Origin of the sequence: Thermosinus carboxydivorans Nor1, from assembly GCF_000169155.1 — a bacterium.
Taxonomy (GTDB): domain Bacteria; phylum Bacillota; class Negativicutes; order Sporomusales; family Thermosinaceae; genus Thermosinus; species Thermosinus carboxydivorans.
Genome location: NZ_AAWL01000009.1, coordinates 1 through 23,177, shown reverse-complemented (window position 1 = coordinate 23,177; position 23,177 = coordinate 1). Strand labels below are relative to the sequence as shown.

General features: G+C 50.5%; 25 protein-coding genes and 1 pseudogene. 12 read left to right on the top strand and 14 right to left on the bottom strand.

The window, feature by feature from the left end; all coding sequences use genetic code 11:
• Nucleotides 1-10: 10 nt before the first annotated feature.
• Both TCARDRAFT_RS07705 and TCARDRAFT_RS07700 read right to left on the bottom strand, forming a co-directional pair.
• The gene (locus TCARDRAFT_RS07705; protein ID WP_007289450.1) at nucleotides 11-712 is read right to left on the bottom strand and encodes a cytochrome c biogenesis CcdA family protein; all 702 of its coding nucleotides are present in this window, start codon (nucleotides 710-712) and stop codon (nucleotides 11-13) included.
• Nucleotides 713-726: 14 nt separating this feature from the next.
• A complete protein-coding gene (locus tag TCARDRAFT_RS07700) occupies nucleotides 727-1,248 on the bottom strand; it encodes a TlpA family protein disulfide reductase (protein ID WP_007289449.1) in 522 nt (173 codons plus the stop codon).
• A 143-nt stretch (nucleotides 1,249-1,391) separates the two neighbouring features.
• Here TCARDRAFT_RS07700 and lgt point away from each other — a divergent pair, with 143 nt between their 5' ends.
• Entirely contained in the window at nucleotides 1,392-2,195 is an 804-nt protein-coding gene (gene lgt / locus TCARDRAFT_RS07695; RefSeq protein WP_007289448.1) for a prolipoprotein diacylglyceryl transferase, read from the top strand.
• A gap of 169 nt (nucleotides 2,196-2,364) precedes the next feature.
• On the opposite strand, the gene TCARDRAFT_RS07690 is transcribed toward lgt, so the two are convergent.
• Both TCARDRAFT_RS07690 and TCARDRAFT_RS07685 read right to left on the bottom strand, forming a co-directional pair.
• Nucleotides 2,365-2,790 carry a HutP family protein gene (locus TCARDRAFT_RS07690; protein ID WP_007289447.1) on the bottom strand — a complete coding sequence of 142 codons (426 nt, stop codon included), beginning with the start codon at nucleotides 2,788-2,790 and terminating at the stop codon, nucleotides 2,365-2,367.
• A complete protein-coding gene (locus TCARDRAFT_RS07685) occupies nucleotides 2,783-4,225 on the bottom strand; it encodes a sodium:solute symporter family protein (protein WP_007289446.1) in 1,443 nt (480 codons plus the stop codon). Before TCARDRAFT_RS07685 ends, TCARDRAFT_RS07690 begins: the two co-directional genes overlap by 8 nt.
• 375 nt (nucleotides 4,226-4,600) lie before the next feature.
• Between TCARDRAFT_RS07685 and TCARDRAFT_RS07680 the strand changes: the two genes are divergently transcribed.
• Nucleotides 4,601-5,983 carry an FAD-binding oxidoreductase gene (locus TCARDRAFT_RS07680; protein ID WP_007289445.1) on the top strand — a complete coding sequence of 461 codons (1,383 nt, stop codon included), beginning with the start codon at nucleotides 4,601-4,603 and terminating at the stop codon, nucleotides 5,981-5,983.
• 3 nt (nucleotides 5,984-5,986) lie between these two features.
• A complete protein-coding gene (locus tag TCARDRAFT_RS07675; protein WP_007289444.1) occupies nucleotides 5,987-7,282 on the top strand; it encodes a (Fe-S)-binding protein in 1,296 nt (431 codons plus the stop codon).
• A 45-nt stretch (nucleotides 7,283-7,327) separates the two neighbouring features.
• Here TCARDRAFT_RS07675 and TCARDRAFT_RS07670 read toward each other — a convergent pair whose 3' ends face one another.
• Nucleotides 7,328-8,023, bottom strand: a complete 696-nt coding sequence (locus TCARDRAFT_RS07670) for a TerC family protein (protein WP_007289443.1) — start codon at nucleotides 8,021-8,023, stop codon at nucleotides 7,328-7,330.
• A gap of 358 nt (nucleotides 8,024-8,381) precedes the next feature.
• Nucleotides 8,382-8,528, bottom strand: coding sequence for a hypothetical protein (locus tag TCARDRAFT_RS15495; RefSeq protein ID WP_156784658.1), 147 nt, complete (start codon nucleotides 8,526-8,528; stop codon nucleotides 8,382-8,384).
• Nucleotides 8,529-8,690: 162 nt separating this feature from the next.
• Between TCARDRAFT_RS15495 and TCARDRAFT_RS07665 the strand changes: the two genes are divergently transcribed.
• Nucleotides 8,691-9,746 (top strand): metal-dependent hydrolase, encoded by a 1,056-nt coding sequence (locus tag TCARDRAFT_RS07665; protein ID WP_007289515.1) that lies wholly within the window; start codon nucleotides 8,691-8,693, stop codon nucleotides 9,744-9,746.
• Nucleotides 9,747-9,794: 48 nt separating this feature from the next.
• On the top strand, nucleotides 9,795-10,421 hold the full coding sequence (locus tag TCARDRAFT_RS07660; RefSeq protein ID WP_007289442.1) for a 4Fe-4S binding protein: 627 nt from the start codon (nucleotides 9,795-9,797) through the stop codon (nucleotides 10,419-10,421).
• Nucleotides 10,422-10,554: 133 nt separating this feature from the next.
• On the opposite strand, the gene TCARDRAFT_RS16005 is transcribed toward TCARDRAFT_RS07660, so the two are convergent.
• Complete coding sequence (locus tag TCARDRAFT_RS16005) at nucleotides 10,555-11,703, bottom strand: RtcB family protein (RefSeq protein ID WP_007289441.1); 1,149 nt, start codon at nucleotides 11,701-11,703, stop codon at nucleotides 10,555-10,557.
• Between the two features lie 373 nt (nucleotides 11,704-12,076).
• On the opposite strand from TCARDRAFT_RS16005, the gene TCARDRAFT_RS07650 reads away from it, so the two are divergent.
• From TCARDRAFT_RS07650 to pcp, 3 genes are read left to right on the top strand one after another with little or no spacing between them, the layout of a single operon-like run.
• Complete coding sequence (locus tag TCARDRAFT_RS07650; protein ID WP_007289440.1) at nucleotides 12,077-12,784, top strand: DUF969 domain-containing protein; 708 nt, start codon at nucleotides 12,077-12,079, stop codon at nucleotides 12,782-12,784.
• Nucleotides 12,784-13,704, top strand: coding sequence for a DUF979 domain-containing protein (locus tag TCARDRAFT_RS07645; RefSeq protein WP_007289439.1), 921 nt, complete (start codon nucleotides 12,784-12,786; stop codon nucleotides 13,702-13,704). The genes TCARDRAFT_RS07650 and TCARDRAFT_RS07645 overlap by 1 nt, the downstream gene beginning before the upstream one ends.
• Before the next feature lie 6 nt (nucleotides 13,705-13,710).
• The gene (gene pcp / locus TCARDRAFT_RS07640; protein ID WP_007289438.1) at nucleotides 13,711-14,358 is read left to right on the top strand and encodes a pyroglutamyl-peptidase I; all 648 of its coding nucleotides are present in this window, start codon (nucleotides 13,711-13,713) and stop codon (nucleotides 14,356-14,358) included.
• Between the two features lie 194 nt (nucleotides 14,359-14,552).
• On the opposite strand, the gene TCARDRAFT_RS07635 is transcribed toward pcp, so the two are convergent.
• A complete protein-coding gene (locus TCARDRAFT_RS07635; RefSeq protein WP_007289437.1) occupies nucleotides 14,553-15,083 on the bottom strand; it encodes a peptidoglycan recognition protein family protein in 531 nt (176 codons plus the stop codon).
• Between the two features lie 138 nt (nucleotides 15,084-15,221).
• On the opposite strand from TCARDRAFT_RS07635, the gene TCARDRAFT_RS07630 reads away from it, so the two are divergent.
• Complete coding sequence (locus TCARDRAFT_RS07630; RefSeq protein ID WP_007289436.1) at nucleotides 15,222-16,190, top strand: PLP-dependent cysteine synthase family protein; 969 nt, start codon at nucleotides 15,222-15,224, stop codon at nucleotides 16,188-16,190.
• A gap of 46 nt (nucleotides 16,191-16,236) precedes the next feature.
• Here TCARDRAFT_RS07630 and TCARDRAFT_RS07625 read toward each other — a convergent pair whose 3' ends face one another.
• Nucleotides 16,237-16,914 carry a TerC family protein gene (locus TCARDRAFT_RS07625; protein ID WP_007289435.1) on the bottom strand — a complete coding sequence of 226 codons (678 nt, stop codon included), beginning with the start codon at nucleotides 16,912-16,914 and terminating at the stop codon, nucleotides 16,237-16,239.
• A gap of 158 nt (nucleotides 16,915-17,072) precedes the next feature.
• On the opposite strand from TCARDRAFT_RS07625, the gene TCARDRAFT_RS07620 reads away from it, so the two are divergent.
• Nucleotides 17,073-17,252 (top strand): hypothetical protein, encoded by a 180-nt coding sequence (locus TCARDRAFT_RS07620; protein WP_040683186.1) that lies wholly within the window; start codon nucleotides 17,073-17,075, stop codon nucleotides 17,250-17,252.
• A 64-nt stretch (nucleotides 17,253-17,316) separates the two neighbouring features.
• Here TCARDRAFT_RS07620 and TCARDRAFT_RS07615 read toward each other — a convergent pair whose 3' ends face one another.
• The 3 genes from TCARDRAFT_RS07615 to TCARDRAFT_RS07605 form a co-directional block, all read right to left on the bottom strand.
• On the bottom strand, nucleotides 17,317-18,315 hold the full coding sequence (locus TCARDRAFT_RS07615) for an MBL fold metallo-hydrolase (RefSeq protein ID WP_007289434.1): 999 nt from the start codon (nucleotides 18,313-18,315) through the stop codon (nucleotides 17,317-17,319).
• Nucleotides 18,316-18,404: 89 nt separating this feature from the next.
• Nucleotides 18,405-20,165, bottom strand: coding sequence for a carbon starvation CstA family protein (locus tag TCARDRAFT_RS07610; protein WP_007289433.1), 1,761 nt, complete (start codon nucleotides 20,163-20,165; stop codon nucleotides 18,405-18,407).
• A gap of 36 nt (nucleotides 20,166-20,201) precedes the next feature.
• Entirely contained in the window at nucleotides 20,202-20,459 is a 258-nt protein-coding gene (locus TCARDRAFT_RS07605; protein ID WP_040683185.1) for a DUF362 domain-containing protein, read from the bottom strand.
• Nucleotides 20,460-20,700: 241 nt separating this feature from the next.
• Between TCARDRAFT_RS07605 and TCARDRAFT_RS16505 the strand changes: the two are divergent.
• Both TCARDRAFT_RS16505 and TCARDRAFT_RS16500 read left to right on the top strand, forming a co-directional pair.
• Nucleotides 20,701-20,814 (top strand): annotated as a pseudogene (locus tag TCARDRAFT_RS16505) (AMP-binding protein); the annotation flags it as partial.
• A 30-nt stretch (nucleotides 20,815-20,844) separates the two neighbouring features.
• On the top strand, nucleotides 20,845-21,075 hold the full coding sequence (locus tag TCARDRAFT_RS16500; RefSeq protein ID WP_040683184.1) for an AMP-binding enzyme: 231 nt from the start codon (nucleotides 20,845-20,847) through the stop codon (nucleotides 21,073-21,075).
• Between the two features lie 27 nt (nucleotides 21,076-21,102).
• Here TCARDRAFT_RS16500 and TCARDRAFT_RS07595 read toward each other — a convergent pair whose 3' ends face one another.
• Together TCARDRAFT_RS07595 and TCARDRAFT_RS07590 are read right to left on the bottom strand one after the other, a co-directional pair.
• Nucleotides 21,103-21,459: a hypothetical protein gene (locus TCARDRAFT_RS07595; protein ID WP_007289431.1), complete on the bottom strand. Its 357-nt coding sequence runs from the start codon at nucleotides 21,457-21,459 to the stop codon at nucleotides 21,103-21,105.
• 661 nt (nucleotides 21,460-22,120) lie between these two features.
• Nucleotides 22,121-23,101 (bottom strand): arsenic resistance protein, encoded by a 981-nt coding sequence (locus tag TCARDRAFT_RS07590; protein ID WP_007289430.1) that lies wholly within the window; start codon nucleotides 23,099-23,101, stop codon nucleotides 22,121-22,123.
• Nucleotides 23,102-23,177 lie beyond the last annotated feature (76 nt).

Sequence of the window (23,177 nt, the reverse complement as noted above, 5' to 3'; positions counted from 1 at the left end):
TCTATTTGGGTTAAAGCAAATTCCAGATAAAACCAAGGCCCTTTTGCAGCCAATCAAAATAGATAAAACAGCCGACAATAATAAGGATTACGCCTGCTGCGCGCTGAATGGCCGGAAGCCACTGGTACAAACGACGCACTTTATGTAAATAGCGGTTGAATAGCAGCGCGAGGACGATGAACGGCAGGCAAAAACCGATGGCGTATATAAAAAGGAGGAAGGCGCCCTGAGCTACCGTGGCGGAAGCGCCTGCATAAATTAAAATAGAGGCGAGAATAGGGCCGGTGCAGGGTGTCCAGCCGGCTGTAAAGGCGATTCCTAAAATAAACGCGCCCAACGGCCCCTCAAAAGCGCCACTAAGCAGCGGTCGGTACTCGCGGTACAAGGCCGGCAGACGGATAAATCCAGCCAAATGAATTCCCATCAGGATCATAAACACGGCGCCCACCTTGCGGATTATATCCTGGTACTTGAAAAACACTTGCCCAAAATAGGATGCCGTTGCCCCCATGGCGACAAAAATAATAATAAACCCGCTGAAAAAGCACGCCGCGTTCATTAAAAATCGCCATTGGCTAATGCGACCGGTCTGTGTGCCCGTGCCGGCCAGGACTGCCGTATATGTGGGCAAAAGGGGCAGCACACAGGGTGACAAAAAAGATACGACGCCTGCGGCAAACGCCGTAAGCAAAGTAAGGCTATTTTCGGCCAAACCCTTCCCCCCCCTTATAATAATCCTTTCATGACCCCTTCCAGTTCGGCCATTGTAACACCGCCCGACTTACGGTAGCGGATAACGCCATGGGCATCGACGACAATTGTCGTGGGGATGGCGTTTATGCGATACATTCTCGCTACCGCGCCGTCTTTATCGGTGATTACCGGTAAACTGTATTGGTTCTTGGCGAGAAACTCCGCCACTTGCCCAGGCGGCTCTTGCACATTTACCGCATAAAAATCCACTGTTTGCCGGTATTTTTGATAAAACCGGTCCAGTTCGGGCATTTCGGCCCGACATGGCGGACACCAGGTTGCCCAAAAATTAATTACGGTCACCTTACCGGGTTTACCGAGGGCAATACTTTTGCCTTCCAGATCAGGAAGGGTAAACGGCGTTAGCTTTGTCCCTACCGTAACCCCTGTTTCGGCAACAGCGTCTTGTTTTGAATTGTTTACTGCCGCCAGATGCCACAGTCCGACCGCCGCCAGAATAACGGCCAGGGCAATAATCAGAAAGCGCTTGTGCATATATTACCTCCAAAACTGCATCATCTACGGGAATACTATTCCCGGTACGGTCAATTAATTCCTTTTGGCAATTAATTCCTTTTGACAATTTGTTGATTAAAATATCTTGCTATAAAATATTTAGCACGGCAGGAGGTTCCCAAATGCATCAATACCTCTTTTTCATCGGCGATTTCCCAATCCGCGCTTACGGTCTTATCCTCAGTCTCAGTATTCTGCTCGCCACCGCGACGGCTTATTTTTTAGCTAAACAGGACGGCCGCTGGCACCATCACATCCTTGATATGGGGATTTACTGCGGTTTAGCCGGTCTTGTGGGTGCTCGGCTGTGGGATGTCTTCTTCTTTGATTGGGACTATTATAAATACCATCTTTGGGAAATCCCCTTTGTTTGGCAAGGCGGGATGGCCATTCAGGGCGGTGTTATCCTGGGCGCCATCGTCGGTTATATTTACACCAAACGGCATAATATCGACACCTGGGCTTTTGCCGACATCGTAGCCGCGCCGGCGGTTATCATGGGACAAGCCATCGGCCGGATGGCTAACCTGCTCAACGGCGACGCCTTTGGCCGCCCTACCGGCGGTAACTTTGGTATTATCTATCCCCCGACGACCTTGGCTTATCAGGTTTATGGCGACCAGCCGTTATGGCCGGCCGAAGTATGGGAGGGACAAATTGACGTCATTATTTTTGTCCTTCTGCTCCTTTTCCGTACCACCAATCATGCCAAAGGCCAGGTGTTTATCCTATATGCCGTTCTCTACTCCACTGCCCGCTTTTTCCTCGAATTTCTCCGCGGTGACTATGGCACGCTGCTCTTTGGCCTGAAATCGGCCCAGTTGACTAGCCTAACCGTTATCATCATCGGCATCGCCTTATTCATCTGGTGCGGTCTATACGGCGAACGCATCAATGAACCCAAAAAGCACGGAAAACAAAAGTAATATTATTCAGTTAAGAAATTCAGATGAGAAAAAGCGGTTGGCGTCACCAGCCGCTTTTTTCTTCCTATTATCATTTTATCATTGCCATAATTTCCCTGGAAATATATCTTGATCCGGCATTACTACATTATTTGCAATTAACATTCTTACGTCTGTCACCATTGAGGCCTTATTCCAGCGGCAGTGACCGGTGCGCAAGGCCGACGGCGACTTCATTCAGATTAAGTACGCCGACCCCTGCGTAAATGGCCACGCAAAGATGTTCGCCATGACGGGCAATGCCGATTTTCCCCCCTACATTGAGCCCGATGGCCTTGCCGCTAATTTGCTCAAGCGCCGCCCGGGCCGCCCCTGCGACGGCTCCTTCGCCGACATGGTTAGCAGCAACAACGCCCTGGCGTTGAGCAGCCACCACCGCCCGCTCAATAATTTTTTTCACCGACGAAATAAATTCGCCGCCAAAATCAACCGCGACGGCTTGAATACCGCGGCGCGACAGAGCTAGTCTCACTTCCTGCTCGTCCTGACGCGTCTCGCTGAGGGCCATGCGCAGGGCGGCGCGGCCAACGTCAATGCTGGTAAGACCATTATCCATGAATGTCATTCACCCTTATCTCGGCACCCACGGCTGGTTCTTCGCCACCATGGGCGATTTTTTGCTTATCGATAACCGCCACAGTTAGGAAGGTAATAACGCAGACCAGCCACTCCAAATAAATGGGATGGGCAAAAATCCGGATCGCGGGTATAAATTGCCACGCCAGCAGAGCGGCCATTCCCGCCAGCGTAGTATAAAAGGCCGAATTGCGCCGGCATAACCACGGCATAAAAATCGTGCATAAAAATACCAGGGTAAAAGCCGTCGTTAGACTTAGCCCAATTAACAGCGTCTTAAGGATGCCGACGGCGTTAAAAGCCATCCACAGCGTAACGACCCCAAGCCCCAAAATTGTAAGGCGGTTAATTAAAAGGTATGTCCTGTCATCGACGGAAGGGTTGATAAAGCGCTTATATATATCCTGCGCAAATAAAGTGCCGGCGCCAAGCAAAAGCGTACATGCCGTCGACACGTCGGCGGCCCATAATGCGGCTAATGTCGTACCGGCGATAACAGGACCAAGGCTCATGATAATCTTGGGCAAAGCCATGGTCGCCTGCACGGAAGGATAGGCAACTTTTGCCGCCAGGCCCATCAAGGCGCACAAAAATCCAATCGGGAAAATCAGTAAAGCCCCCCATAAAAACCCTCGCCGGGCTGCCACCGCCGATTCCGCGCCACAAGCAATCTGCACCGGCCCCTGCGCCGTAATCGTTTGCGTAATCATAACGACAAACCAGCCGGCAATGGTTGCCAGCCCAAGACCGCCAACCGGGCCGAACCAATCCGTCCCTGCCGGCAGTTTGGCAGCAATGGCGGCCAGCCCGCCTTGTTGCGTAATCGTCATGGCAGTGCCTACCAGCACGCCCAAATAAATCAAAGCAACACTAACGATATTAGACAGACCAGACGACCAAAGACCCCCAATTAAGGTGATGCCGATAAACACCACGGCACTGGTTATCATCCCGCTCTTAAAGGTAAATACTTCGGGAAGCAGCGAGGAAAGAATGGCGCCCCCCGCCAAATACTGCAGCGATGTAATTACAACTTGAATGGTAATCAGGCCAATGACACTGATAATTCTACCTTTTTCATCATAATACCGTTCGAATAATTCAGGTACCGTAGTACAATTCAGGTCGCGGTATTTGCTGGCAGCTACCAGCCCCATAACCGCCGCACCGGCTGCCCAAGCGGCATTGTACCACCCGGCGGCAATACCAACCTGAAAAGCATTTTCCGCCACGCCAATGGTCGAAGCCGCGCCTACAGCCAGGCCGGCAATATTTACCGCCACTAAGGCCGTGTTCAATTTTCGGCTGGCAAACAGAAAATCAGTGCTGCCGGAGGAAGCCTTCTTTTTGGCATAAACGCTAATGGCAAATAATAGAACAATATAGCCGATGACAATAGACAACTGGATAGACATACTAACCATCCTACCTTTCTACCTAAACTGGCGTACTGCAGGCCAGGTCCCCCGCCAAGCGCCATATCACCCCTCTTCCCGGTAGCGAGAAAAAGAAAAAACACTCCGGCTAGGAGTGCAAGAAGCTGCTCTTTCTCCTACCATCCTACCATTCTGCCGGTCTTGGGGGCCCTTTCTACAATACTACATCATTAGCGTATCAGATGCCGCCAGCTATGTCAATGCGCTAGCAGCGGCATTAATTTTATCATCATTATTTATCATTATCGAAAAATTCAAAAGTCGGATGACCGATAAACCGCGGCACGCAGGAAAAAACAGTATGGCTCGCGAATTGCTACACCTGATATCATTATTTTTATAAAGGAGTAATGTATGGAGAGGGAAATAATCAACCGGTTGGTACAAATCGTCGGGGCGGAAAATGTTCTGACGCAAAAGGAAGAGCTAATATGCTATTCCTATGACGCCACACCCGGCTTCAGCCAACTGCCCGATGCGATAGTTATGCCCGGCAGTACGGCCGAAGTTTCGCAAGTGCTTGCCCTGGCCAACGGCGAAAAAATCCCTGTCTACCCCCGCGGCTCGGGCACCAATCTCAGCGCCGGCGCTGTACCCATGAAGGGCGGCATCGTGCTGCTTATGACACGGATGAACAAAATTATTGAGATCGATGCCGCCAACCTGGTTGCCGTAGCCGAACCGGGGATTGTGGTGGCCGATTTGAACCGGGAAGTAGAAAAACTGGGTCTCATTTATCCTCCCGATCCGGGCACGGTAGCCACCGCAACCTTAGGCGGAACGGTGGCCGAAAACTCCGGCGGCCTGCGCGGCCTGAAATACGGCGTTTCCAAGCACTATGTCATGGGACTCGAGGTAGTGCTGGCCGATGGCCGTATCCTCAATACCGGCGGTAAAAATGTTAAAGACGTCGCCGGCTACGATCTGACCAAACTCATGACCGGCTCAGAAGGAACACTAGGGGTCATAACCAAAATCATGGTGAAACTCGTCCCTGCTCCGGAAGCGAAAAAAAGCATTCTCGCCATCTTTGACGACCTGGACAACGCCGGCAAGGCCGTCGCCAGCATCATCGCCAATAGGATTATCCCGGCGACGCTCGAAATCATGGACAACACCACCATCCGCACCGTGGAAGATTATGCCCATATAGGCCTGCCTACCGACGCCGAAGCCGTACTGCTCATTGAAGTAGACGGCATTCCGGAAGTAGTGGAAAAGGATGGGACAAAGGTCATCGAAGAACTAAAAGCCAACAAGGCAACTGAAATCATCGTGGCCAAAGATGTTGCCGAACGGGACAAAATTTGGGCGGCCCGCCGCGCCGCACTGCCGGCGTTGGCCAAACTGCGCCCGACCACCTTTGTCGAGGACGCTACGGTGCCGCGCAGCAAGGTTCCCGACATGATCCGCGCCGTCAGCCAAATCGCCATCAAGTATGGCGTAACCATCGGCACTTTTGGTCACGCCGGCGACGGCAACCTTCATCCGACCATTGTCTGCGATATTCGCAATCAGGAGGAAATGGAACGGGTATACCAAGCCATGGATGAAATCTTCACTACCGCCTTAAATCTTGGCGGCACCCTGAGCGGCGAGCACGGTATTGGCCTTGGCAAACTTAAATATATGGAAAAACAGTTTGGTCCGGTAGGAATGGCGGCTATGCGGGCTATCAAACAGGCCCTTGATCCCAACGGCATTCTCAATCCCGGAAAACTTGTTGGGGAGGGGTAAAACATGGCCGAAACGGACGCCAAACAAGTATTGGCTCAAATCAGCGATGCCCTGGCCAATTGCATGAAATGCGGCAACTGCATGGAAGTATGCCCGGTTTATAAAGAACTCAAAACCGAGACCGGCGTCGCCCGCGGTAAACTGGCGCTGCTGGAAGCGGTAAATAACGGCCAGCTTGGCTTTACCGACCGGTTCGCCAAGCTGATGACGGTCTGCACCTCGTGCAAGTCCTGCGCCATGAAATGTCCCTGCGGCGTAAAAGCCGACGAACTCATTGTGCGGGGCCGGGAAGCCGCTGTCAAGGCCCGCGGCCAGCACCCTGTGAAAAAAGCGGTTTTTACTTTCCTCCAAAATCGCGCCCTCTTTGATTTGGGTATGCGAATGGCCGGCATCTTCGGACCCCTGGCCTTCAAAAAACTGCCCGGACGGCTGGCGACTATCGCTCGCTTCCCCATGCCCGGCCTCGACCGCAAGCGCATTACCGCCCCTATCGCTGCCACTCCGCTGCGCAGCCAGTATCCCGAGACCGTAAAAGTCGCCAAACCCAAGCTGCGAGTTGGCTTTTTCACCGGTTGTGTAGTCAACTATATTTATACCGACATTGGCCAGTCGGTCATTAATGTCCTGAAAGCCAACGATGTGGAAGTGGTATTGCCAAGACTCCAGCATTGCTGCGGCATCCCAGTATACATGAACGGCGAACCGGACTTGGCGCGGGTTTTCGCCAAACACAACATTGAAACTTTCGAAGGCTACAATCTCGACTATATTGTTACCCCTTGCGCCACCTGTACGGAAGCCTGGAAACTGGAGTATCCCGAATTGTTCCCCGCTGACCCGGACATGAAAACCAAAGCCGAAAAATTGGCGAAAAAGACCTACGAAATCAGCGAGTTTCTCGTAGATGTAGTGAAATTCCGCCGTGACAATTTGGGTGAAGTCAAAGCTACCGTCACTATGCATGACCCGTGCCATATGGCGCGCGGCATTAAAGTGACCAGCCAGCCGCGGGAAGTCCTCAAAGCCATTCCTGGCCTGACATTCGTCGAAATGAAAGAACCGGCCCGCTGCTGCGGCGCCGGCGGCTCATTCAGCCTGGCGCACTATGAATTGTCCCGGAAAATCAATGACCGCAAAGTCGCCGACATTGCCGCCACTGACGCTGATTTGGTTGCAACAAGCTGCGGCCTGTGCCGTATGCATATCATTGACGGCCTGGTCCAGAATAACCTGCGGCAAGACGCCGTTCATACCGTCCAACTCCTCGATAAGGCTTACCAGGCCGGCCAAAAGGGCTAATGCCCGGAAAAAGGGCGCCTAACATTACGGTTAGGCGCCCTTTTATTATTTTTCCGTATCTCCGGGGAAAGAGGTCGTCTCCGAGCCCGTAATAGCTTCCTTGTGACCACGGGTCTTACGCCAATGGCCAACAGCGATAACCAGTGCCGTCAGGCCGATTTCGACCATCAAAGCATAGGGCTGAAGCATCGCTCCCAGCGCTTGGTCGGCTACAATCATTTTCGCCGCCGTCCAGCCTAAAATACCGGCGCCGACATAGATAATAATCGGAAACCGGTCCATAAGAGTCATTAACATTTGACTGCCGAATACCACGAGCGGAATGCTCATGGCCAGGCCGAAGATCAGCAGCATCATATTGCCGTCGGCAATGCCGGCGATAGCCAACACATTGTCCAGGCTCATAATTAAGTCGGCAAACAAAATGATTTTCACTGCTTCCATAAAACTGGAAGCTTCCTGACAGGAAACCTCCTTTTTATCTTCGGCCAGCAGGTTAATCGCAATATATAATAATGCCAAACCGCCTGCAAACTGCACATAAGGTATTTTGAGCAGCAAAGCTGCAACCAAGGTCAGGACAATTCTCAAGATAACTGCTCCGGCGCTACCCCAAATAACGGCCTTTTTGCGTTGTGCTGGGGGTAAGTTTCTACTAGCCAGAGCTATGATGACCGCGTTATCACCGCTTAGTATCAGGTTGATAAACGTAATACTACCTAACGCTGCCAATAGTTCCATCGAAATAACCCCTTTCTATATTTTTTTGTGCCAATTGCATTAATCTGATCAGTTTAAAAGGCCGTCTTGCACTTGATGGTGCACCTCCGTATCAAAAAATTAAAGACCTTACCGCGTAAGGTCTTTTGAACTCTTCCCCAGGGGGCAGACCTTTACAGCTAGTATATTCCGGAAATATACTAAAGGTCTCACTATTGGCTAACCAATGATAAGGCCATGCAGCAAGTGCAGAGTTGTTGACCTTATCTTACAGCTACTCCCCTTTAGGGACTATTCAGTTATATTCCAATAATAATATAAATCCCTTGCCCGGTCAAGACGTCCGGATAAGCGGATGTTGTATACAATTGCTCTTTTTTCATGGCCCCCCGGATAAGCGGACAAGGTTGGCGTCCGCCGCCGGATCGACGCCGCCTAAATCGTCGGCAATGCCGCCCACATGAGTAAACTCGCCTTCTTTGTTCATAAGGAGCGGACGGGTATCGCCTTTTGCTTTTGGTCGCACCTTTCTTTCACCTCCGTTTAGTTTAGTTTAGTTTTATTTTGCCCGCCCTACAGTGAAACAATCTAAAAACCGACACGCCAAAACTTACCATAGACCACCTTCCCGTAATCTATGTTATAATGTTATGTAAACTTATGCGGACTTTCTTGGAAAGGTGGTACTATGGACACTTTGTCACACGCACTTATTGGCATGGCGGTCGCGGGCCTGTCTGGTCACCCTCTATCGCCCAGTGACCCTGTTTATATTGCCGCAGTCCTTGGCGCACAAGCACCAGACTTGGATATTATCGCCGGCCTCCGCGGCGGCATGGCTTATCTCCGACAACATCGCGCCATGTCGCACTCCGTACCGGGCGTGACCGTTTGGTCGGCGCTAATTGCCGCCGGCCTTTATTTTTTTATGCCCGGCGTATCTTTTACCACTGTCTGCGGTTGGGCATTTGCCGGCGGCCTTTCCCATATTCTGGTCGACTATTTTAATACCCACGGCGCCGCCGTTCTTTGGCCGGTGCGCAAGGAGCGCAAAAGCTGCCACCTGCTTAACGTCTTTGATCCAATTCTTATCCTGCTAATGCTTAGCCTGTATGCTTATCCCGTACCGATGCGCCATGTGGCACTGGCGACGTTTACCCTTTTATTTTCTTATCTGGGTCTGCGTCTGGCCTTGCGCTACCGGGCAGCAAAATGGCTAACCGCCTATTTTGCCGGTCATATGGTTATACGGATTACCATTATGCCATCCCTACGGCGAATCTTGTTTTGGGACTTTGTAATTGAAACAACTGATCGTTATTTTGTGGGTCAAGTTGGCGCCCTCTATCCGGTACTTGCCGTGCGGGCCGAATTATCCAAACAAAGATTTCCGAAACAGCCGCTACGGCGCAAAATACCTTTCTCGGTCAGTTTTTTCAGACCTTTACTCCATTCAGGCATGTGGAGGAAGAACAGAACGAAAACGGTAAAGCCGTTCATATTTATGACTTGCGTTACTTTTGCGGTGAGGAATTCCGCCATCGCGCCACCATATACTTTGATGATGCGAACATTCCTCGCGCTGCCTATATTCACTCGTATGGCCGTAAATTTCGCGTTCCGTGTTAACGCCCGTAAAAAAGCAAGCTCAAAAGCAGATACTATCTCCTGTCGCAACTACTTGCACAGGAGGTTTTTTTTTAGTATAATAATACCGCCCCCCAGGGGAGGGGTTTGGACTTAGCATAAATTCCCCTAGTAAAGCCAATATAAATTAAGGAGGTTATCAATCATGCCAAATAAAATTCAACCATACCTATTTTGGATCTTGCTGGCCTTTCTGGCTATTGGTTATTTCTATCCCGCAATCGGGGTCATTGCCATTGTGTGCATGTTGGCGCCGGTATTGCTGGCTCCGTTCAAAGGCCGCTACTGGTGCGGCAATTTCTGCCCGCGCGGCAGTTTTTACGACACCGTTCTGGCTAAGTTTTCACCCAAAAAGCCAATACCTGCCTTTTTCCGCAGTAAGGGTTTTCGCCTGTTTATGATTTTCTTTATTATGACGGTTTTCACCGTGCAAATGTATTATGCCTGGGGTGACTGGCCAGCCATGGGCATGGTGTTCCTCCGGTTAATCTTTATCACCACGCTGGTTGGCATTATTCTTGGCTTTCTTTTTCATCACCGGACGTGGTGTTCATTCTGCCCCATGGGGACGATGGCCAGCTGGTTTAGCGCCAAAGCTAAGCCACTCCAGGTAGACGCTACTTGCGTAAACTGTAAGCTGTGCAGCAGAGTCTGCCCGTTCGGACTAACGCCGTATGAAGCCAAAAGCACTGATAGCGGCTACCTGCATCCTGATTGCCTTAAGTGCAGCCGCTGCGTAGTAGCCTGTCCTAAAAAGGCGCTGCACTTTTAATATCCGCCCGTTACCAACCCGGTAACGGGCTTTATTTTAGTAAATTTTACTAGAATCCTACAAATAGGGAGCGGCGCTTTTTCCACGAATATGCGACTTATTTGTTTTAATAAAAAGCAAATATTTTTACCTGCTACCCCTTCATCACGCCTAAAGGCACTAGTTTTACCAGCGGTTTAATTAAATCCAACTCATTAGCTATTACCTCGTCGATATCTTTGTATGCTTGCGGACACTCGTCGTATTTACCATTAAACCTGCCGAAGACAATCCCCTTCATTGCTTCTTGCGCCATTTCCTCAGTAATTACCTCATTAGCTTTTCGGCGCGACATCTTGCGGCCAGCGCCATGCGAAGCGCTATGGAATGACTCTGGATTTCCAAGGCCTTCAACTATATACGAAGGTGTTCCCATACTTCCAGGAATTATCCCTATTTCGCCTTTACGCATCCGGATTGCACCTTTACGGTGAACCCATACCTTCTCGCCATAATGTTTTTCCAAAGCAGCATAGTTGTGATGAACGTCAATCTGCTCCACTGGTGTGTGACCTGTAATATCGTAAAAAATCTCAATAAAGCGATCCATCATTTTACTTCTGTTGGCGTAAGCAAAAGCCAGGCAGAAGTTCATAGCCTCAATGTAATTTTGCCCTTCTTCTGTATTTGCGGGCAGAAAAGCTAAGTCCCACTCTTTAGGTACTTCCGCACGCCATTTTTTATTCAACTCAACAGCTTTTTTGTTGAAGTAGTCAGCCACTTTTTTACCTAAATTTCGGCTACCCGAATGAAGCATTAACCAGATAAAACCATCGTCGCCTTTTTGAATTTCGATAACATGATTGCCACCGCCTAAAGTTCCCAACTGGTACTTAGCAGACTGCAATTCTTGCCTAATTATAGGAATATGGCTAGGCGCCTCTTTAAACACATCACTCGCTTGCGGCTCTTTATGGTGATTAAAGCCGACAGGAATAACTTCCCTGGCTTTGCCAAGTATTTTCTTAATCTGTTCGGTAGTAATTTCCTTAGCTGAAGTTTTAACCGCAACCATGCCGCACCCGATATCAACGCCCACAGCGTTTGGTACGACTACATTGTGAGCTGCCAACACGCCACCTATTGGCATGCCGTAACCGCTATGACAATCAGGCATTAACGCGATGTGGTGAAAAGCAAATGGTAAATTAGCAAGGTTATTGGCCTGTTTTAAACATTCATCCTCAATGTCATCAGTCCAACATTTTATCGGGATCCGATTATTGTTATGCCAAGTTTTCAAGCTGCTTTTTCCTCCTTTTGCCTGAAACGTCAGTTACCTACTACAAGTCCGCTAAATTATTCGTGCGTACCAATTTTTATCCTGCTCGGTTTTAAAATAAATAATTACGCAACAGCTCGTCCATGCTTACTAAAAGTAATCTTGCGCCCACGCCGGGCGCACTAAAATGCAAAACAACCCACTTAAAAAGCGGGTTGCTGACCACAACAATTCCCATTGTACACCTTACCATAAATTGCCAGCGATCAATCCACTTTTCACTATAAATTTATTTTTTTTGCCGTCATTTTTCCGGCAGGATTTTTCTTTCCCAACAAGTATTCCCAACACTATGATACCTATTATCCTTTCGTTGGTAAAGGAGGTCTTATTTTTGCTCAAACTCATCGGTGTCATTATCGTTGTGCTGGGGCTGATGTTCCGGTTCAACCCGCTACTAGTAGTCATCGTCGCCGGTTTTGCTACCGGTTTGGTAGCCGGCATGACCCCGCTGGAAATCCTGGAAGCCATCGGCAATGCCTTTGTCACTAACCGCTACATGAGTCTTCTCATCCTCATCCTGCCGGTCATCGGTATCCTTGAGCGCTACGGCCTGCGCGAGCGGGCAGAAATGCTGATTGCCAGAATGAAAGGCGTTACGGCCGGGCGAATCATGCTTACCTACATGGTATTCCGCCAAGTCACAGTAGCCCTGGGCTTGGCCTTGGGCGGCCACCCCACCTTCATCCGGCCGCTTATCGCCCCGATGGCCGAAGCCGCCGCCGGTCGGGGAAAACCTCTGCCGCCAGCGCTGCTTGACCGGGTGCGGGCGATGGCTGCCTCAGCGGAAAACTACGGCAATTTCTTCGGCCAACTCATCTTTATCGCTGCCGGCGGTCTCCTCCTCATCAAAGGCGTGCTGGAGCAGGCCGGTTACAAAGCCGACCTGTTAGTCATGGCCAAATACGCCATTCCTACCGGTATCGCCGCGCTGCTCATCGCTGCCATACGTTTTACCCTGTTCGACCGCCAGCTAGCCAGGGAACTGAATGACGCCGCCAATACCCCGCCCGGCAACGCCGGCAAGGAGGTGGCCCGCTAATGAACATCACGCTTGACCATGTCTACTACCTGACCGGCGCTTTTTTGCTAGTGTTCACCGCGTATACCCTAGTTGACAACGCCCATAAAGCCAAGTGGGGCACAGCCTTGTTCTGGGGCCTATACGGCATTACGTTCATCTGGGGGACGCAGCTGCCACCAGGTGTTGTCGGCGGCGTGGTCGTACTTATGGCTGTCATCGCCGGCGCCAAATGGATGGGACTCGGATCTTACAACGAAGCCAGCCGCGAGACTCGCCTGGCCATGGCCCACAAATTTAAAGAGTGGCTGTTTGTGCCGGCGCTGGCGGTGCCCATCATCACCTTCCTTATCGCCAAGTACACCAAACTGGGCGCCCTGGTGGGCTTTGGCATCGGCTCAGTAGTCGGCCTGGCACTAGCCCTGGCTCTTACCCGGGAAAAGGTCGGCCAGACGTTCAATGAAGGCCGCCGTCTACTGGACGCCATCGGCTGGGCGGTTATCTTGTCCCAATTCCTGGCCGCGCTCGGCTTTCTCTTTGACAAAGCCGGCGTAGGCAAGGTAGTGGCTGATCTGGTAAGCTCGGTCGTGCCAGCGGACAGCCTGCTAGCAACAGTGGTCGCCTACTGCGTCGGCATGGCGCTGTTTACAATGATCATGGGCAATGCATTCGCCGCCTTCGCGGTAATAACCACCGGCATCGGTATCCCGCTGGTCATCAAAGTCCACGGCGCCGACCCAGCCATCGCCGGCGTCATTGCCATGGTCTCCGGCTATTGCGGCACACTTATGACGCCCATGGCCGCCAATTTCAACATTGTGCCGGCCGCCCTGCTGGAAATAAAGGACAAAAACGGGGTTATTAAGGCCCAGGTGCTCACCGCCATACCGCTCCTTATTATCAATATCTGCCTGATGTATTTCCTAGCTTTTCGGAGGTGAAATGATATGAAAAAAGTTCTTGTCACCGGATTCGGCCCCTTTGGCGGCGAACCGGTCAACCCGGCCCTTGAGGCCATCAAACTGCTGAATGGCCGTGAGCTCGCCGGCGCCTGCATTGTCACCCGCGAGCTGCCGGTAGTGCGGCAGGAGTGCATTGATGCCATTATCCGCTACATCGCCGAAATTGATCCGGTCATCGTGCTGGCTGTCGGCCAGGCCGGCGGGCGGCTAGATATCACGCCCGAGCGGGTGGCCATCAACGTCGACGATTTTCGCATCAAAGACAACGCCGGCAACCAAGTCATCGACGAACCGGTAGTGCCCGGCGGTCCTGCTGCCTACTTTTCCACCCTGCCGATCAAGGCCATGGTGCAAAAAATGAAAGACGGCGGCATTCCGGCCACCGTCTCCAATACCGCCGGCACCTTTATCTGCAACCACCTGTTCTACGGCCTGATGCACCACCTGGCCCAGGAGGGCAACATCCGCCGCGGCGGGTTCGTCCATATCCCGTACCTGCCGGAACAGGCCGTACGCAACCCCGGTCAGCCTTCCATGAGCATTGAGACTATTGTCAAAGGGCTGGAGCTGGCCATCCAAGCGGCGCTGACTACCCAGACCGACGCCCGCTATACAGCCGGCCAGATATGCTGAAAAACTTAGACTTTCGCCGTCATCGTATGTCAGCCAGCAAAAAAAGTAACCCAAACAGGGTATAATCTTGCAAATCAGACCAAACATCTAGCGATCTTACATCCGTTCCAAGTTTGCTATAATGAAATTTTAATTCATGTGGCAAAGGAACGGATTTTTTGCAAATCTTTCATACGTGGACTTTCATCACTTTTTTATTCGCAATTAAAATCCTGGAGTTCTCTTTCAAGATAGAAAATGGCTTTGCCCCGTAGAATATCGCCGCCGCTCCCTGGTTCGTCGCCATTATGCAAAAACCAGAGGTCCCAGCGTTCCCAGGTAGTATCCGGCCCATAGCTATCAATATTCGCCTGTTCAGCGTGGGTACGCACATGGTCATAATCGATAGGAAGCCCCAGCTCGCGGCATAAGATGGCGATGATTTGGGCCATGCACTCAATCTGCAGTTCGGTTGGCGGCTCTGGCCCCAGGTCATTTGAGGTAGCATAGGCGCAGCACAGTAAAGCTACCCCTACGGAGCCAGTGTTTTGCCGCCAGGTATGGGGGAGCACTTCGGTCAAGCTTTCGACAGGGGTATAGATTTCTCCCTCTTTGTCGATATTAATGTGGTAATCCGGATATGGCTGTCCATAATGGCCGGCGGACCAGTGGAGAAAAATGCGGTCAATCTCGCCGCGCGCTTCGCTGGCCAGACGGCAGACATCAACGAGTTCAATCCGACGCACTGCTTTACCCTCCTTCAGTCTTAGCGTAGCTATTTTTACATCCTATGCAATACATTCCGCTAAAGTCACCAATTAAATTCCGGGAGGATTTACAAATAGAGAATTTTTTATAGAGTACAAGTGCGAGGAGGCCAGGAGATGAATAACCGGTCCAAAGTTTGCTCGTCTGCCCTCGAGGCCATCGGCAACACGCCCCTAATTCGCCTAGCCCGGCTGGACGCCGACTTACCAGGGCAAATTTACGCCAAGGCCGAATTCCTTAGTCCAGGCGGAAGCATGAAAGACCGTATCGCCCGCCAAATGATTGAGGATGCCGAACGTGCGGGAAAACTCAAACCGGGTGACACCGTTGTCGAAGTAACTAGCGGTAATACCGGCATTGGCCTTGCCATTGTCTGCGCCATCAAAGGCTATCGCTTCATTGCCGTTATGTCGGAAGGCAACAGTCCCGAACGGCGGATGATCCTGCAGGCTCTGGGCGCCAAAGTTGAACTTGTCCCGCAAGGGCCAGGTGGAAAACCCGGCCAGGTAACAGGACAAGACCTGAAACTCGTTGAAGAACGCGGACGCCAAATTGCCCAAGAATTACAAGCCTTTTTTGTGGATCAGTTCCATAACCCCAGCAACGTAGCCGCCCATGCCGCAACCACCGGTCAAGAGATCTGGGATCAGCTTGAAGGAAAAATAGACATTTTTTTAGACGTCGTGGGTACGGCCGGTACTTTTGTCGGCGTGGCGAGCACCCTGAAAGCAAAAAATCCGGCCATCCGCTGCCTCGCTGTAGAGCCGGCGTCGGCGCCGGTACTGGCCGGCAAGCCTGTCACTAGCCCCCAGCACAAGCTGCAAGGTTCGAGCTATGCCATGATTCCGGGATTATGGCGGCAAGATCTATGTGATGGTTACCTGACCGTCACCGACGAGGAAGCGGTGGCAACTGCCCGCCGCCTGGCAGCAGAAGAGGGATTACTGGTCGGGTATACGGCCGGCGGTAACGTGGCCGCTGCCCTCAAACTGGCTAAAGAGTGTGCACCCGGAACAACGATTGTCACTATCCTCTGCGATAGCGGCATGAAATACTTGAGCAGCGATTTATTTGTGAAATCGTGACACAAGGCCTAACCTCCGTCAGCGGGAGGCTAGGCCTTGTGTAGCTTTAAGCAGAACCTCTTTCCTTGTCCCGTTGTTTTTGGATTAGATCTATGACAACCACGACGGCGGCGAACAGCGCTGGGACCGCCCAGTAAGCCCAAGAATAGGCCGCCAGCCAAATTTCAACTTGCTTGTCGGCCAACACCATTTCCCCGGCTGTCCAGCCAAGAAACGCCGCACCAAGTAAAATTATAACCGACCAGCGCTCCATCAATAACATAATAGCTTTACTGCCCCAGATAATGATGGGAATACTAATACCAAGACCAATAACCAGCAGTGGAACGTTGCCTTTGGCAATACCGGCTATGGCCAATACATTATCAAGACTCATAACTAAGTCGGCAACCAGGATGGTCTTGACCGCCGCCCATAAGCTGTTTGCTGCCTCGATTTCTTCATAGGGTTCTTTCTTGTCGCTAATAAGCTTAATAGCTACCCACAGCAGTAATAGTCCGCCCAATAGTTGCAAATATGGTATTTGCAATAAAAAAATAGCAATTAAGGTCAGGATAATCCGCAAAATAATTGCGCCGACGCCTCCCCAAAAAACGGCCGAGCGCTGCTGCCGGGCGGGCAGATTGCGACTGGCCAGAGCAATCACCAAAGCATTGTCGCCGCTTAGCAATAAATTGATTGTAGTAATGCTGAACACGCCAACCCAGAAACTCGCGTCCATCATCGCCTCAACCTCCTGTCCACCAGACCAAAACCGACGTTTTTAGTTTTCCCCAGGTAATGATAATGATAATTTGCTTTACCTGCTAAATAATGTTAAACGGTATTCTGATGGAACAGCCAGGTAAGCGCACATACTAACAGGAGCAAGGAGGTGAAACCATGCTGGGTATGAACAAAGAACAGCTCCTCCAGGTTGCGGGGCAAAAAATGCAGGCATCGCAGGATATTACCGCCGCCGTCGCTGAGATGATCGAAGCGAATAACAAACTATTGACGCAGCAGATTGAAAGCTATCTGAACGCCAAAAGAACGAAAAACCAACACTTTGATTTGATGTAAATGGCGTAGGCCGGTGTCTCCAGATATAATTTAAGAGCTGCCAACCTCTGGCAGCTCGTTTGTTTTAACCTGGGCAGATGTTCTCGCTATGAGCAAAGGTTATCACCGGATCGCAGCCAGCGCGGCGGATTTGTCCCCGCTCCTCCAAGTACCGCAGGTGAGCAATCGCCTCGCCAACGGCAAACCATTTCTGGGGCGGCGGGAAATCTTCCCATGTAGAATAGGACAAGTCCCATCGCATCCGTGCCGCCACTTCGTAAGCACTGAGGGCACCGTTGTCTTCCAGGATGCCTATGATTTCCACAAGGCGCTGCCGGTGGTGTTCCGCCAGCTCGTCAATCCGCCGCCGGCAATCGGAAAATATACGGCGATGACCGGGCAGTACAAGCTCAACCCGCAGTCGGCGGACTTTTTCCAGACTGGTAAGATATACGGCCAATACATTTTCTTCATCTGACCAAAGCGAAATATTCGGCGTAATATGGTCGAGAATATGGTCGCCGGAAAAAAGAATTTTCCGGTTAGGTTCATAAAGACATACATGCCCAGGTGTATGTCCGGGGGTAGTAATACACGTAAACTCATAGTCGCCAATAACCAGGCGATAACCTTCGCGTACCGCTATGAACGGCACCGGCCGGCGGGTAGAAAACCGCACGCCTGGATGCTTGCGAATTGCCTCCGCCAGGATTTCGTCAGGAAAACCGCTGCGACGCGCATAAGCAGCCATGCGATCCCAATGCTCGGTCGAAATGCCCATGGAGTTAATGACCGCCGCATCGGCAGCCGAAGCATATATTGTCGCCTCCTGGCCGGCAAGCTCACCAATCAGTCCGGAATGATCGGCGTGTAAATGGGTAATGAAAAAGTCAAGACTCGCCAAATCGATTCCCAAATTGGTCAGTGCACCAAGCAGAGCTTCCCGACACTCTGCCCGGTTAAGCCCGGTATCAATCAGCAGACTGCGCCGCGGTCCAACGACCAGATAAGAATTGAGCGCCCGCAAAGGATTGTTCGGCAAAGGAACTTCCACCCGGTAAAGATTGGGCAAGACTTGTTCCAACTAAACCCCTCCTCATCCTCATAAGAGATGCTCAATCATTCGGCAAAAAACCGACCGGTACCTGCCGCTCAAAAAAAAGCCCTGCCGGGCTATTTAATTTTTGTCCACCGGTAAGCGGAGTCAACAATAATCACAATTACAGCAATGATCATCAGCACCATAAGTACGGTATTAAGGATCATGCCATTAGGCCAATAATTGGTAATAACTGACTGCACCCCCGCTGTTACCGTGGTGACAAACAGCACAATGGTGGGAATGAGGGTAATCATGGCATAATCCCAGCGCTTGTGGTGCTTGAGAATAATAGTAGTACCAATGGCCAGCGCCAGGGTAGCCAAAAGTTGGTTAGACACGCCGAAAATCGGCCAGATGGTTGATACACTGCCGCCGTAGAGCAAGTAACCCCATCCGAAAGAGACAAGGAAGCTAGTGATAAGCACGCCCGGCCACCAATTCACTTTCCGAAAAGGTTCATATACCCGCCCGAGGATATCCTGAACGATATAGCGGGCGACACGCGTGCCAGCATCAATGGTGGTCAGGATGAACAAGGCCTCAAACATGATGGCAAACTGGTACCAATAAGCCATTATCCCTTTCAGGCCGGGAATGCTGGAAAAGATATAGGCCATGCCAACGGCCAGCGAAACGGCGCCGCCGGGGCGATGAGCCACGTTTTCTCCGACCAGCGCGGAAAGTTCGGGCAGGTTTTGCATGGTATAACCAAGAGGAGCCAATTTGTCAAAAACGGCTTTGGGCGTATTGATAGCAAAATAGTCGCCAGGCAGCAGTACCGTGGCAGCAATAAGGGCCATGACCCCAACGAAAGACTCGGTCAGCATGGCGCCAAAGCCTACCAGCTGGATGTCGCGTTCGTTGTCAATCAGTTTCGGCGTTGTCCCCGATCCAATGAGGGCATGGAAACCCGAAATGGCGCCACAGGCAATGGTAATCATTAGAAACGGCCATACGGGACCGGGGATAATGGGCCCACCGCCGTTTATAAACCGGGTAAAAGGTTCGGCGTGAATTTCGGGCCGCACAATGATAATTCCCAGGGCCAAAGCGGCAATGGTACCTATTTTCATATACGAACTAAGATAGTCACGGGGGGCAAGCAGCAGCCAAACCGGTAAAACGGCGGCAAGAAAACCATAGGTTGGCAGCAAGATTTTAAGCTGTTTTTCGTCATACAAAAACCAATTGGCAATGGCAGAAGCTTTTATATACGGTCCGGCGATGACTCCCAGCAGCACCAATATCACGCCCATAATCGAAGCTTCGCGGATGTTCCCGGGACGCAGCATATGCATATAAATGCCGATAAGCATAGCACTGGGGATAGTCGATGCCACGGTAAAAGTGCCCCAAGGATTGTCATGCAGAGCATGAACAACGACGATCGCCAGACCGGCCATGGCCAGCAATACAATTAGGAGAACCGCAAAGTTTGTTGCTACGCCTGTCACTTTACTGACCTCATCTTTGGCAATTTCGGCTAGTGACCGGCCATTGTGACGCACCGAAGCGAACAGGACGACAGTATCGTGGACAGCGCCGGCCAGCACAGCGCCGATAAGCAGCCATAGCATACCCGGCACATAGCCGAACTGAGCGGCCAACACCGGTCCTACCAGCGGACCTGCCCCGGCTATAGCGGCAAAATGGTGGCCAAAAACCACCCACTTGTTGGTTGGGATGTAATCACGCCCGTCATTTAACCGGTGGGCTGGCGTTGTTTTTTGCGAATCGATGACAAGGACTTTGGTAACAAGGAAATAGCCGTAGTAACGGTAGGCCAGCGTTAAAACAAGAGCCGAAATTAAGACAAGGTATATCGCATTCATACTAAAACCACCCTTTCGTCAACAGTTTCGCCTACTTCACCATTTTCGGTCACCCAGCGGCCATGCCCCGCCGCCAAAGAAAGAATCCATCTCCCGGTTAATCGTGCGGTAGGGGTCGGTTTCCCTGACAATGGCGCCATTAGGGCATACCGCTTCACACTCACCGCAGCCAGTGCAATTGTCATTGACAATATTCCCGTCTTTACCGGCACTCACGGCGCCTTCCGGGCAATGTTCCAAACAAGCGTCACACTTCTTGCAGTTTTTGGTAATAAAGTAACGAATCTTTTCCATTGAACTACCTCCGCCCAAGCTAAACAAGCTTTTTAGTTTTAGTATGTCATCGCCAGGCGTAAAGTATGTAGGCCATAAACTAGAATTCATAGGCTGCAACTACTCGAGGATTTTACCTGTAAACAAAAAAATTGCGTAAAGCATAGTATATTTTCTCATATTCAAAAAAATTACGGCTATGCGCAAGAATTAACTCACCCCGTTATCCCCGATTTCAAACAAGCCCTAACTCAAGAAACTATTGACAGTCTTACACCGCCGACCACCGGCTTTACTCGCCGACCATCCCTGTGCAATCATCTATACTTCAGGAACAACAGGCAATCCTAAAGGGGCAGTCCTGACCCATAAGAACCTTGTCAGCAACGCCGGAGCTTTCCGGGATGTGCTGCCAGTTTGTGCTGAAGATAACGTACGTGCTTACCTTGTCATGGCAGAAGGCTATACCTTTGATAAACGGGCAATTCGGGAATACCTCCAAGCCAACCTGGCCGGTTACAAGATCCCCCGTGATTTCATTCTCGTTGATGCTCTGCCGAAAAACCAGACAGGCAAGATCTTAAAACGCCTCTTGCGTGACCAAATAACGCAGACGGCTAGCGGCCAGGCAGGATAAATATAAAAACCCTTCCGCAAGGAAGGGTTATGTCCGTACAAAGTGCGGCATCTCGAAGGGAATTTCCAGTGATAATTCGACCAAACCGCCGAATTGGCCGTCTTTATACCACGGCGTCTGATAGATGAGCTTTTTTATGCCGTTTTTTTCAATGGTATAGCAATTGGTTTCCTGATTAGTGATTAAATACGCTAATTTCTTGCGGGAAGGCTCGGAATGGCAGGTAAACACGTTTTGACCGATAAGCTGGCTACCGCCGTATTTTTCAAACACTTGGCAGGCCTTATCGTTCATCTCCACGCAGTCAGCGAGCTGGGCAATCGTGGCGGCAAACTTTTTCGCAATCGTGCCTGTTGCAATAATCCCCCAATTGATCTTGTTCATGCTTAATACCTGCCTTCCTTTCTACATACTTTTCCTTAATTTACAATAGATGGACAGGTGAGTCAACGGCTGGTGTACTACCTGCCGCGAAAATTCTGGGCAAGGCCGCAAAAAATTAGCGGAAATTTTCAGATAAGTATTGCACTTTTTGTCAGTTCGTGCTATGCTTTAAGTAAGCACCATCCCTACATTCTCTGGTTTAAACCCGTGCAAGTTTATTTGAGTGTTTCTCGGTGGATTGCAATGTGTTGACCAGTTCGTGGGATAGTGTTTTCTCTATATTTAACCCCACTTATGCCGCGTGATACCATTCCCCAGAGTTGCCGGATTGACTTAACCCTGGTTTGCTTCCTTTTCGGCCAACGTTATCTGTAGGGATGGGGCGTTTGGGCGGAGGAGTTTTTACTCCTCCGCCCTTAATTTTTATCGGAATAATCGATAACCGGCCTTTGCCGGTTAATACACAGGATAGTCACTTCTATTGTCCGGTAGAGGTGGCTGCACCCGCGGCGCCTCTTCCGGCTTATTTTTGGATAAAACAAGCAGGGCTAACAGAAAATAGAACCACTGATAATTTCATGATATACAACCGTAGGCAGAATACAATGCGCAAAAAGAAACAACTTCCGACATATATCGAAAGATTGAGAGTCAGGTTTGACTATCTATCCCGGATGCCAGTTTGAGGCCCAAATAGCGCATCCGTAAACCGGACATACCAGGCGGCCGATTGCACTTGAATAATGTACGCCGCAGCTATAACTAAGGAAGCCTCTGCCCCCGCTTCGCGGAAAGTGTTCATTGCGATCGCCAGAGCAATGGATAAATTACGCATTACCGTTCCGTACACCAGCGCAATGGCATCATCTCTCGGCAGTAGCTTCTTACCGACAAGCGTGCTCACGGCAAAATTTGCTATATAAATAACCATGACCGGAATAAAGATACGAATTAACAGCTCCGGGCTTTGCATAATTGTACCCGCCTTTAAAGCAATGGCGATAAAGACGATTCCTAGAACCCCCACCGTTGATACAAGTGGAAACTTAGGAGCAACTTCCTTTTGAAATGCCGCTTGCCCGTATCTATTGACCAATAGCTGTCGGGTAAAGAACCCGGCGATCATTGGGGCGATGATTATAGTTAAAATTTGACTTAAGACTTCGCCAAAATCAACGTTAGCTACCGTTCCGAGCAAGAATTGAAGGTAAAACGGCGTTGCTAACGACCCTGCGAGGAGGCCAATAATTGTCATCTTGGTCGCCGCTTCAACATTCCCCTTAGCAAAACCTGTCCACGATACAGTCATGCCGCTGGTCGGCACCAAACCCGCTATTAATAACCCAAGCTGAAGATAGGGCTCATCCGGGAAAAAGATTTGTCCTGTCAGATATGCCAATAGCGGTATCATTCCGAAGTTTACTAATAACGCCAGAACTTGTGCTTTCGTATCTTTCCCTACCAATACTTTTTTGAAGTTAAGCGTAACCATCATTGGATATACCATAACAATAGTCAAAGGTGTTATCCATGGCTTCAGCATGGCTGTATCGGCAATTATACCTGCCAGAAATCCCAGCAACATAGCAACGGGTATAGCTATGATCAGGTTTTGATTAACTTTTTTGAGCAAGACCCACACAAACTTCACCTTCCTATAATATATCCCCACCCCCCTGGGGGGTGGTAGTAATATTTATTTTAACCAATAAAAAAAA

Bases quoted from the DNA above. Each gene is read 5' to 3' on its own strand.
- TCARDRAFT_RS07700 (WP_007289449.1), bottom strand. From the start codon at position 1,248: ATGCACAAGCGCTTTCTGATTATTGCCCTGGCCGTTATTCTGGCGGCG.
- lgt (WP_007289448.1), top strand. From the start codon at position 1,392: ATGCATCAATACCTCTTTTTCATCGGCGATTTCCCAATCCGCGCTTAC.
- TCARDRAFT_RS07690 (WP_007289447.1), bottom strand. From the start codon at position 2,790: ATGGATAATGGTCTTACCAGCATTGACGTTGGCCGCGCCGCCCTGCGC.
- TCARDRAFT_RS07685 (WP_007289446.1), bottom strand. From the start codon at position 4,225: ATGTCTATCCAGTTGTCTATTGTCATCGGCTATATTGTTCTATTATTT.
- TCARDRAFT_RS07680 (WP_007289445.1), top strand. From the start codon at position 4,601: ATGGAGAGGGAAATAATCAACCGGTTGGTACAAATCGTCGGGGCGGAA.
- TCARDRAFT_RS07675 (WP_007289444.1), top strand. From the start codon at position 5,987: ATGGCCGAAACGGACGCCAAACAAGTATTGGCTCAAATCAGCGATGCC.
- TCARDRAFT_RS07670 (WP_007289443.1), bottom strand. From the start codon at position 8,023: ATGGAACTATTGGCAGCGTTAGGTAGTATTACGTTTATCAACCTGATA.
- TCARDRAFT_RS07665 (WP_007289515.1), top strand. From the start codon at position 8,691: ATGGACACTTTGTCACACGCACTTATTGGCATGGCGGTCGCGGGCCTG.
- TCARDRAFT_RS07660 (WP_007289442.1), top strand. From the start codon at position 9,795: ATGCCAAATAAAATTCAACCATACCTATTTTGGATCTTGCTGGCCTTT.
- TCARDRAFT_RS07645 (WP_007289439.1), top strand. From the start codon at position 12,784: ATGAACATCACGCTTGACCATGTCTACTACCTGACCGGCGCTTTTTTG.
- pcp (WP_007289438.1), top strand. From the start codon at position 13,711: ATGAAAAAAGTTCTTGTCACCGGATTCGGCCCCTTTGGCGGCGAACCG.
- TCARDRAFT_RS07630 (WP_007289436.1), top strand. From the start codon at position 15,222: ATGAATAACCGGTCCAAAGTTTGCTCGTCTGCCCTCGAGGCCATCGGC.
- TCARDRAFT_RS07625 (WP_007289435.1), bottom strand. From the start codon at position 16,914: ATGATGGACGCGAGTTTCTGGGTTGGCGTGTTCAGCATTACTACAATC.
- TCARDRAFT_RS07620 (WP_040683186.1), top strand. From the start codon at position 17,073: ATGCTGGGTATGAACAAAGAACAGCTCCTCCAGGTTGCGGGGCAAAAA.
- TCARDRAFT_RS07610 (WP_007289433.1), bottom strand. From the start codon at position 20,165: ATGAATGCGATATACCTTGTCTTAATTTCGGCTCTTGTTTTAACGCTG.
- TCARDRAFT_RS07605 (WP_040683185.1), bottom strand. From the start codon at position 20,459: ATGGAAAAGATTCGTTACTTTATTACCAAAAACTGCAAGAAGTGTGAC.
- TCARDRAFT_RS07595 (WP_007289431.1), bottom strand. From the start codon at position 21,459: ATGAACAAGATCAATTGGGGGATTATTGCAACAGGCACGATTGCGAAA.